Source organism: Puniceicoccus vermicola, assembly GCF_014230055.1.
GTDB lineage: Bacteria > Verrucomicrobiota > Verrucomicrobiia > Opitutales > Puniceicoccaceae > Puniceicoccus > Puniceicoccus vermicola.
The window spans coordinates 1-10,135 of record NZ_JACHVA010000093.1 but is presented as its reverse complement, the minus strand read 5'-3'; the positions used below and the strand labels follow the sequence as shown (position 1 = coordinate 10,135).

The 10,135-nt window shown below is 56.2% G+C and carries 9 protein-coding genes and 1 tRNA gene; 9 read left to right on the top strand and 1 reads right to left on the bottom strand.

What is annotated here, in order from left to right; all coding sequences use genetic code 11:
* Positions 1-263 precede the first annotated feature (263 nt).
* The 4 genes from H5P30_RS11970 to H5P30_RS11955 are packed head-to-tail and all read left to right on the top strand — an operon-like array spanning position 264 to position 3,918.
* Positions 264-1,757 carry an NfeD family protein gene (locus tag H5P30_RS11970; protein WP_185693177.1) on the top strand — a complete coding sequence of 498 codons (1,494 nt, stop codon included), beginning with the start codon at positions 264-266 and terminating at the stop codon, positions 1,755-1,757.
* Complete coding sequence (locus tag H5P30_RS11965) at positions 1,750-2,214, top strand: NfeD family protein (protein ID WP_185693176.1); 465 nt, start codon at positions 1,750-1,752, stop codon at positions 2,212-2,214. The genes H5P30_RS11970 and H5P30_RS11965 overlap by 8 nt, the downstream gene beginning before the upstream one ends.
* Entirely contained in the window at positions 2,211-3,260 is a 1,050-nt protein-coding gene (floA, locus tag H5P30_RS11960) for a flotillin-like protein FloA (protein WP_185693175.1), read from the top strand. Before H5P30_RS11965 ends, floA begins: the two co-directional genes overlap by 4 nt.
* A gap of 31 nt (positions 3,261-3,291) precedes the next feature.
* A complete protein-coding gene (locus H5P30_RS11955) occupies positions 3,292-3,918 on the top strand; it encodes a hypothetical protein (RefSeq protein ID WP_185693174.1) in 627 nt (208 codons plus the stop codon).
* Positions 3,919-4,479: 561 nt separating this feature from the next.
* Here the strand turns inward: H5P30_RS11955 and H5P30_RS11950 are convergent.
* The gene (locus tag H5P30_RS11950; RefSeq protein WP_185693173.1) at positions 4,480-6,084 is read right to left on the bottom strand and encodes a hypothetical protein; all 1,605 of its coding nucleotides are present in this window, start codon (positions 6,082-6,084) and stop codon (positions 4,480-4,482) included.
* Between the two features lie 176 nt (positions 6,085-6,260).
* Between H5P30_RS11950 and H5P30_RS11945 the strand changes: the two genes are divergently transcribed.
* The 5 genes from H5P30_RS11945 to H5P30_RS11925 form a co-directional block, all read left to right on the top strand.
* Positions 6,261-6,345 (top strand) — tRNA-Leu (locus H5P30_RS11945).
* A 319-nt stretch (positions 6,346-6,664) separates the two neighbouring features.
* Positions 6,665-6,850 carry a hypothetical protein gene (locus tag H5P30_RS11940; RefSeq protein WP_185693172.1) on the top strand — a complete coding sequence of 62 codons (186 nt, stop codon included), beginning with the start codon at positions 6,665-6,667 and terminating at the stop codon, positions 6,848-6,850.
* Positions 6,851-7,125: 275 nt separating this feature from the next.
* Positions 7,126-7,812: a hypothetical protein gene (locus H5P30_RS11935; protein ID WP_185693171.1), complete on the top strand. Its 687-nt coding sequence runs from the start codon at positions 7,126-7,128 to the stop codon at positions 7,810-7,812.
* Between the two features lie 197 nt (positions 7,813-8,009).
* Positions 8,010-9,704, top strand: a complete 1,695-nt coding sequence (gene ilvB, locus H5P30_RS11930; RefSeq protein ID WP_221774356.1) for an acetolactate synthase large subunit — start codon at positions 8,010-8,012, stop codon at positions 9,702-9,704.
* A gap of 169 nt (positions 9,705-9,873) precedes the next feature.
* A partial coding sequence (locus tag H5P30_RS11925) for a transposase family protein (RefSeq protein ID WP_185691151.1) occupies positions 9,874-10,135 on the top strand: 262 nt, incomplete at its 3' end.

Here is a 10,135-nt window from a genome sequence, read left to right as displayed (position 1 = left end):
AATACGGCGCAGCGACTGGTCGTGAATCCTCCGGCAACTCTGCCCACAACCTCCACAGACCGGATCGTTTAGGGCCTCTAGGATGAACAACAAATGCCCTTTTCCCAGATGCTTGTGTTTATACAAAGTGTAGCCTTCCCAAAACAGGGAACATAGTACAGACTTCATGTTGAAGCGGTTTTGAAGTGATTGATGTTAGTGTAGTTACAACATCAGTTAACTTCGATTCCGCTTCTTTGCTACTTCTTTCCCGCCAATCGACGATGAACCTTTTTTTCTACCTCTGCACCCTCTCGGGATCTCTGGTAGCTCAGGAAGTTTCCTCGCCTCAAGAGACTGAGCCAACGGATAATCCCGCGCAGCCTGAAACTTCCGCCGGGCAAACAGAGGCAACCCGAAGTGTCTACATCCTCCCCATACAGGGTCAGATTACGACACCGACCTTCTACATCCTTCGCCGGGGACTGAAGGCCGCCGAAGAAAACGGAATCGAGACCGTCATCATCGACATGAATACTCCCGGCGGCTCATTGGGGCCGACTCTGGAGATCATGGAAGCACTCGATAGTTTTAGCGGCGAGGTTTACACCTATATCGATACCGAAGCCATGTCGGCAGGTGCCTTTATCTCGATCGCAACCGACCGCATCTACTTCAATCCCAAGGGAATCATAGGAGCGGCCGAAGCCGTGTCGGGAACGGGGCAGGACATCGGAGAATCAATGCAGCGTAAGCTCAACAGCTACATCCAGGCAAAGGTGCGATCCCTCACCGCAGACTATCGCTACCGTGCCGATGTCATGCGCGCGATGTCTGACCCCAAGTACGTTCTCGAGATCGACGGCAACACGCTGAAAGGAGAAGATGAACTCCTCTCCCTAACCGCGAGCGAAGCCATGAAGGAATATGGAGAACCTCCGCAAGCCCTTCTCGGCTCCGGCATTTTCGACTCGATCGACGCTCTTCTCGACAACCTCTACGGACCCTCAAACTATGAAATTCGCTCTTTTGAGGTAACCTGGTCCGAGTCCTTGGCCCACTACCTCAATACGATCGCTCCCCTCCTGATGGGTGCCGGAATGCTCTGCCTCTTTATCGAATTCAAGACCCCTGGATTCGGCATTTTCGGCATCGGGGGAATTCTGATCCTCGGCGTCGTCTTCATCAGCAGCCACATCGCGGGCCTGGCCGGATACGAAGCCCTCCTCTTCTTCATCCTTGGGATAGGCCTCTTCTTCGTCGAACTCTTCCTCCTTCCAGGACTCGTCTTCCCGGCCGTGATCGGGATCATCCTTATCCTCGGATCGCTGATCTGGTCATTGGCCGATATCTGGCCCGACCAACCCATTGACTGGAACGGCGGCACTTTTACCGAGCCCATCCTCGACCTCGTCATCGGTATGGTCATCGCAATCGTCGGGGCCATCCTCCTTGCCCGGTTTCTACCGAAGACTTGGATCTGGAATAAGCTCGTGCTGCAGTCCGCAGTCGGCAGACCGACTCCCGGCCCCCAAGGTGCTTCTTCCGGCGGCAACCGGCCCGCGAATACTCCTTCCGGGTGGCCGGACCTCGGGGCTACGGGCACCGCCATCACCGATCTCTTTCCGAACGGAGAAGTCGAGATCGACGGGAAACGCTACCAAGCCAAATCCCGCCTCAGTCTCGTCGAACACGGAACCCCGATTACCGTAACCGGCTATCAGGATTTTGCCCTCACCGTCGAACCCACCCGGAGAAAGGAAAACCATCATGGCTGAGATCGTCGGCCTCATTCTTCTCGCTGCGATCCTCGCGAGCTTTGAGATCGTCGTTCCCGGAGGGATCCTCGGACTTCTCGCTTTTGCGGCGTTGATCGGAGCCTCCTATCTCGCTTACGCCCCTTGGGGCCTCGGCGGCTCGGTCCTTCTCTTTTCCGGAGCGGGTGCAGGGATTCTCCTTCTCGTCTACTTCGAGTTTAAACTTTTAGGAAAATCCAAGTTCCGCAATCGCTTCATTCTCTCCTCCGCTGTCACTGGAAGATCCGAATCGGTCCATTCCACAGACGAGGTGATCGGAGCCGAGGGAGTTACCTTGACCGCGATGTCTCCGACGGGGATGATCCGCATCGGCGACCAGAAGTTCGAAGCCTTTTCCCGTTCAGGATTCCTCCTGAAAGATCAATCCATTCGCGTCGTTTCCCGCGATAATTTCCGCCTAATCATCGAAAAAATATGAACTCCCTGACCTTCCTCGCAGAAATCCCTTGGCCCATGGTCGGCGCCGGCGTCCTCGTCGTCATCGCCCTGATCCTCGTGTACATCCTCATTTCTTTCTTCAACGTCTGGTTGAAGGCTTACCTTGCCGGAGCCCCGGTCAGCATCTTCACCCTCGTGGCCATGAAGCTGCGCTCGGTCGACTACAAGCTGGTCACGGATGCCCGGATCACCGCTTCCAAGGCGGGGATTGAGATCAGCACCGACGAGATCGAAGCCCACTACCTCGCCGAAGGGAATATCATTCATACAGTCCAGGCCCTTATCGCCGCCGACAAGGCCGCGATCGCTCTCGACTGGACACGCGCCTGCGCCATCGACCTGGCCACCAAAGGAACCGGCAAGTCCGTCGTCGAAGCGGTCCGCACATCGATCAACCCGAAAGTGATCGACTGCCCGGATCCGAACGCCGGACGCCGCAGCATCGACGGGGTCGCCAAAGACGGGATTCAGGTCAAAGCCCGTGCCCGAGTGACGGTCCGCTCCAACCTCGACCGCTACGTGGGAAGCGCCCTCGAAGAAACGATCATCGCCCGTGTCGGGGAAGGGATCGTGACCACCATCGGTTCAGCCGACACTTATAAAACCGTGCTCGAAAGCCCGGACTCCATCTCCAAGGTCGTTCTGCAACGTGGATTGGACGTAGGCACCGCCTTTGAAATTCTTTCCATCGATATCGCCGACGTCGACGTCGGTGAAAACATTGGGGCAAAGCTGCAAGTTGCCCAAGCCGAGGCCAACAAGAACATGGCCCAAGCCCAAGCGGAAATCCGTCGCGCAGCCGCCGTTGCCCTTGAGCAGGAAATGAAGGCCAAGGTGCAGGAGATGCAGGCCAAACTCGTCGAAGCCCAATCCAAGGTCCCGATGGCCATCGCCGATGCCCTCCGCGAAGGCAACCTCGGCGTCATGGACTACTACCGTCTCAACAATATCCAAGCGGATACCAAGATGCGGGAAACCATCTCCAAAGACGATGAAGACACTCCGGAAATCCCCGGTCAGAGCTAAGCGCTCCTCCGACCAGCACAATAGCTAAGCTATGGACAATCTTCTCGAGATCCTCCTCCCCCTGGTCTTCTTCGCGATTTATTTCGTGTCGCAGTTCCTTGGGAAAAAGTCTGAGGACGAGCAGGATCCGGGCAAAGAACCCAGCGACGACCTGCGCAAGATTCGAGAGGAGCTGCGTCGGAAGATTCAAGAGCGGCGCCAAGGCTCCCCGCAAGAGTATCAACGTGAGGAAAAGCCACCCGAGGCTTCCCGCCCCGAAGCAGAACGAGGAGGCGCTGTCCTCCGCGAATCGCAACCGCACCGCGGAATGGTCGAGCGCCGTTCCAGCTCCTCCCGAAACCGGGAATCGGCATCGGAGCCCGCCCTCGCCACCACCTCGAACATCGAACGGGATCTCGAAGTGCAGATGGAAGAAGTCCGTCGCTCACAGGAAAAAGCCGACTCCGCCCGCCGTCAGGCCCGGCAACGCGTCGCCTTCATCAATCAGGCAGCCGCGAAAGCTCGTTCTCAAAAGTCAGCGACATCCTACCGCCAGTTCCTGCGCGAAGCGCTGGACGACCCGCAAAACCTTCAAAAGAGCTTCATCCTCCACGAGGTATTCGGCACACCGGTAGGCATGCGCCGCGACGGGCAAATGCGACCGAGCTGGGATCTCTAGCCGCGCCCGCCCCACGGGAGCCCAGGAAGGTTCTCGGTTAGGGATTCATTCAGGATCCAAGAACATGCCTTTCCTCGTCCACGGGATTCTCCAGTGGAGTTGCAGGGAAAAATTCCCTACATACGGCCAACACGTTCCCTGCTGACAGAGGTGACCCCTCAGCGCCATATCCTTACACACAAATTCCTCGACTAACGTTCTCCTGTAAAATCTTCGAGTTGCCCTGCAGGAGCATGGCTAAAATGGAGCGTGGAATTCATTCCGCCCCGTCAGATTGGCTGCACATGAAAAGTTTCCCTCAGAATCTAAGGCGAAAGTCCTGAGAGGCATGCGGGGCGGAATGAATTCCGCGCTCCCCTGTTCTTTCCTTTTCGAGACCGTCCAGAGCCATAGGCTTGTGTGTAAGCATATGCAGCACCACTGGGGCGAATTGTATTCCCAGGAGAAGCCTCTCCCGTAAAGTGCTCGCACGGAATCAGAGCAGTCCGATTCCGCCAACTAGGTGCGCATTCAGGCCTCGCAGAAGCATTGGGAAGCAGGTTCACTCCCCTATGAAAAGGCTCAGGAATCTGACTTTGGAGACTCTTCTGTCGTCTCTTTTTCTTCAGCCGGCTCTTGCGCTTCCGGAGCTGGCTTCGGTCCCGAGGACCCCTTGGGATTCTCGATTTCTTTGGAGTGCATCTCCAAAGTCCCATCTCCGTATTCGTAAAGATAGCCTTCCGACTTCAGCCACTTCAGATCCTTTACGATCTGACGAGTTTCATCCGGTTCAAGATTCGCCTTTCCAGACTCATCGACGCGCTCTGGGTATAAGAGTCCTGGAAGCGTCTTCAACTTGATCTCTGGATTCGCCTCGAGCAGGGAAATGATCTTTTCCACCGAATCGGCAAAGACCGAATTCTGGGGGCGGTGCTTCCGACGCACGGCGGAAACATAGCTAATGCCTTTCTTCCCTTTTTTGAAGATGAAGAACTTCCCCTTCCGCAGCTTCATCCGGACATTGTTCGCCGAATCGAGTGGGAAACGCTTTTGCTGCTCCACGTAGGCAGCGAACGATTTCTGAATTTCGCTATCCTCGGCTTCAGCCAAGGCGCGGGCCGGGACTCGCGCTTGTCGCGTTTCCCGCACCAGCTTTTCGCGCTTGGTCCGAATCAAATGATTGAGAGCGGCTTCCCTCGAGTCGAGAACCAGCGCGTCTTCTGCCGGAGCCTTCGCTTCCGGTGTCGGTGCAGGCGCTTCTTCGGCTGCCGGAGTCTCCGTTCCCGCTTCGGGGGCGGAGGCCTCTTCAGACTTCGGAGCTTCGCCATCGGCCACTGGGGTCTCTTCCTCGGGTTTGGCTTCCTCTGGCTTTGCCGCTTCGACCGGAGCCGACGCAGAACGCAGACGAAAAACCGACCGACGGCTCATCGACTTAAGCCATTCTTGTACCGCTTCCTCCTCGGCAACCGGTTCAAGACCACTCTCGACCCGTTCAATCGAAATATCCGGGCAATTCAACCGCTGATGCTCCTGAAGCAAAGCTTGATAACGATGATAACTCTTCGGCGGGAGATACTTCCCTGAAAACTTACAGCGCAGCACCGACGAAAAGTTTCCGCTCGGGGGATCCACGTCCTCTTCCTTTTCCTCGAAGACCGAAGGAAGCAAGAGATTGGCCGCATGCATCAACGCCGTCGTTTCATCCCGAAACAACTGCCGATCCGGCAAGCACTCATAGAGCGGAGGAGCTTCATCGGAAAGCGGAGTGACCACAACGACCATCCGGTCCGGTTTATCGAGGATCAACTGGGTGACCTCGAAAAGCTCATAGACCTTGAGGCTCGAACGAATCGATTGGGTCAAAAGGTCGAAGGGCTCATCCTCCGGGTAAATGGAAAAGTTAACGATCGGCCGATACGGCTCGGGTCGGGCCGGACGTTCTCCTCGCTTACCACGAGGTCCGCCGCCTCCCCCTCCTCCAGGCGCTCCAGAGCTGGGACGCTTGCGAGCCGGACGGCGATCACGGGCAGGACCGGAAGACCGGGATTTTGGACGTTCTTCTCTGGATCGTTGGGATGAACCAGAGGAGCCACCTGAAGACCACTGCGGCGCAAAACTAAGGTCGCGCAACTGCTCGAGATCGAGGCTTTCGTTCTTGTCGGAAGAGTTTTCGGAGCTATCAGCCATGGAAGAGAGAAATCGGAAACGGAACATCCGCCCGAGCGATCGTGATATAACGGAGAGAACTATTTCCGAGGCAGCGAGGGGTGTCAAACCCTGTGCCGCAGGAAAAATCGACAAAATGGAAACATTTGGGTTGATCCCCCCACCCCAAACCGCCTACAACCTTCCTTTCCCTGATTGCTCGGGTGGTGGAATTGGTAGACACGCACGCTTGAGGGGCGTGTGGCGAAAGCCGTGCGGGTTCAAGTCCCGCCTCGAGCACCATTATTTTTAAAAGCCGTCCTTTGGGCGGTTTTTTTTTTTGCGCACTTCCCCAAACTTTGAGCAAGACCGGCGCGATGCTTCAGCCCGCGTGAGCAATCGCGAGAGAGCATCGAAAACGCGGGCTGAAGCACCGCGCTCCCTAAAGAAGGCCTTAGGCAATGGGGTAGGTCTATGTTCTTCGTTCGATTCGGAACTTTCACTTTCTCCTTGAGACAGAACTCGATTCGGAGCATACTCATCGATCACTCGGCGTCGTTCATCCAGTGAAATAGAGGGCGACCACACTTTGCGCAGAAAACTCCAAAGACAGGACAGAATTATGGGATGGGGCAGAACACTTTTCCTCGGCGACGTCGGAAATCGCTTGGATATCCAAGATACCGAACGAGACATCGATTCTCTTAAACGGGAAATCCGCGGGTCCTTTCACAAAGACCTGTCTCAGGACCAGAAGATCGAAAAGTTGATCGCAGAGAACGCCGAGATGAAGCTCTACCTCGCCTAGCTGATTCGTCTCCTCACGAGCAAAGGAGCGATCAGCCCTGCCGAACTTTCCTCCATCGTCGAGCAGGTCGATGCAGAAGATGGGAAGGCAGACGGGAAGTTCACCGGGAATATGATCTAACCGCAGGAGATCATGTGCAGACCGGAGATCAGGACCAATACTACGGCTTCGTCTTTTCCGGGATGAAGTCGCACATCAATCCACGATCAACCCCTGGCTTTTAAGCTCCCCGATTCCAACGCCCCCCCCAGGCAAAGGCTATTTTCCATACCACCATGCAAAAACTCTTCCTCCTCCTATTCCTAACCGTTCAATTCCTTCCGGCCGAACCGCTACCGAGTGACACTGCCGCCATATTCGGGGACGGAACTTCCAACTCCGACTGGACCCAAGAAGTCGAGGAGAGTTTTCCCTACGAGCTCCAAATTCTTTGGCTCGAGACGGACAAGAACGTACCTCCAATTGAATTCGCTGAAGGAGAAATGTACCGGTTGAGTCCGGACGGCACACGGGAACCCTACTCATTCGAAGTCCCAGAGATCACCGAAAAACTCGAAAACTTGGCCGACATTGTCACCATCGCAATCACCGGAGACTCTCAAGGCATCGTCAGACTCAAGGAGAACTTTTCCGCGACCTACAAAATCTCCCGAAAAGAGGATGCATTCGACCTCTCCCTCGATTACCGAAGATTCTCCGAAGGATTTCAGCGAGGCTCAATCGATACCTCCCTGATCCTCGCCCTCAATGCAGAGTGGACCTATGTGGGAGGAACCATCAGAAAAAGCGAAACGCGACACAAAGATGGTTCCGTAACTTCCCAAACTCTCCAGCGCATTTCTGCGGTGCGCATCCGCAAGCTTCAATCTGCCAACGACTCTTCGACTCCGAGCGAGCAGCAGACTCCTCCTTTCTCTTCCGCCCCTTTTTCTTTGACAGATCAGACCGCGCCTGATTCTTAACAAGCATCCAATGAAGTTTAATCTCCTAGTCGTGCTCGTAAAAGTCGTCGTGGTCGTCGTGGCCTCGAACGAATCCGCGCGGGCGTAGAAAACTTCTAACGCAATTTTTTAACCCCCGCCGGATTCGTCCGGCGGGGGTTTTTTATGATCTGCGCCGGACACTTCCAGCGGCTCTAACCGCCACAATGAACAATACCATGAAAATGACCGGAGCCGATCTCGTGATACGCTTACTGGAACGCCAGGGAATCCGCACCATTGCCGGAATTCCCGGAGGGGCCAACCTGCCCCTGTACGACGCCCTCGCGCGCCGTCCTGTGATCCAGCACGTCCTCGCGCGTCACGAACAAGGAGCGGGATTCATCGCTCAAGGAATGGCCCGGGCCTCGGGCCAGACAGCCGTATGCTTCGCCACCAGCGGACCAGGCGCCACCAACATCCTCACGGCGATCGCCGATGCCAAGCTCGACTCGATTCCCGTGGTCTGTATCAGCGGACAGGTGCCTCAGGCTTTGATCGGCACCGACGCCTTCCAAGAGGTCGACGTTTTCGGAATCAGCCTGCCCATCACCAAGCACAACTACTTGGTCCAATCGGCTGAGGAACTTTTGACCATCATTCCGGAAGCCTTCCGGATCGCCGCGAGCGGACGCCCGGGGCCGGTCTGGATCGACATCCCCAAAGATGTTCAGAATGCCACCATCGAGTTTGAGGATTGGCCGGAGATTGGCATCGCGGAGGCACCCATCGAGCCGGAATCCGCTGCAGTTGCGCAAGCCATCGAAATGATCGAAGCCGCCGAAAAGCCGATTCTCTATCTCGGCGGCGGCATCATCCACGGGGAAGCCACCCCGCAGGCGCGCACTCTCGCCGAGAGATCGCATCTGCCCACAGTGAACACCTTGATGTCTCTGGGCACCATGCCCACCGACCATCCCCTCGCATTGGGAATGCTCGGCATGCATGCGGCCCCCTACACCAATATGGCCTTGGAGGAATGCGATTTGCTCATCGCCCTCGGAGCGCGCTTCGACGACCGGGCTACCGGCAAGGTCGCCGAGTTCTGCCCGCACGCGAAGGTCATCCACGTGGACATCGATTCCAGCGAGATCGGCAAGATCCGTCAGCCAACCCTGGCCATTCGTGCCGATGTTGATCGGTTCCTGACCGAACTCTTGGAGAGATTGCCCGCACGCAGCCGATCGGCCTGGATCGAGCACATCGAAATCCTCAAACGGGAACATCCCATGGCCATGCCCGGAGAAGACGACCCGACTCAGCCCTACGGCCTGATCCGCGCGATCGCCCAATACGCGGGACGGGATGCCATCATCTCCACCGATGTGGGTCAGCACCAGATGTGGACGGCACAAGCCTTCCCTTTCGAGCGTCCTCGCCAGTGGTTGACGAGCGGAGGCCTGGGAACCATGGGATTCGGACTCCCGGCCGCTCTGGGTGCCGCGATCGCCGAGCCGGAGCGCAACGTGGTTTGCATCAGTGGTGATGGGAGTTTCCTCATGAACAATCAGGAGATGATCACCGCCGCCGAGGCAGGAGCCAATCTGAAGATCGTCCTCATGAATAACCAATCTCTTGGCTTGGTTCACCAGCAACAAACCCTGTTCTTCGAGAAGCGTTTGATCGCCTCGAAATTTCAAAACGGACCGGATTTTTGCATGATGGCCCGCTCCATGGGATTCGACGCCGTCGACCTCGCCAACGAACCCGACCAAGAGACCGCACTGGTCCGAGCCTTCGCCCTCCCCGGCCCGGTCCTCATCCACGCACCGATTTGCGTTGAGCAACAGGTTCTGCCGATGGTTCCGCCGGGAGGTGCCAATCGTGAGATGATCCGGCATCAAGACCCTCTCCACGCTTCCGCTCGAACCTAAAAAGCAACCATTTCCAGCAAGGGGGATTTCTTTACTCACACCGAGAAAGAGATCCCCCTTTTTTTTTGGTTCATCGTCGATTGGCGGGAAAGAAGTAGCAAAGAAGCGGAATCGAAGTTAACTGATATTGTAACTACACTAACATCAATCACTTCAAAACCGCTTCAACATGAAGTCTGTACTATGTTCCCTGTTTTGGGAAGGCTACACTTTGTATAAACACAAGCATCTGGGAAAAGGGCATTTGTTGTTCATCCTAGAGGCCCTAAACGATCCGGTCTGTGGAGGTTGTGGGCAGAGTTGCCGGAGGATTCACGACCAGTCGCTGCGCCGTATTCGCGACTGTGATCTGTTGGATCAGCGGTTAAGTCTGGAGTTGAGTGTCCGTCGGGTTCGCTGCGGGCGCTGCGGGACGAAGACCGAACGCATTG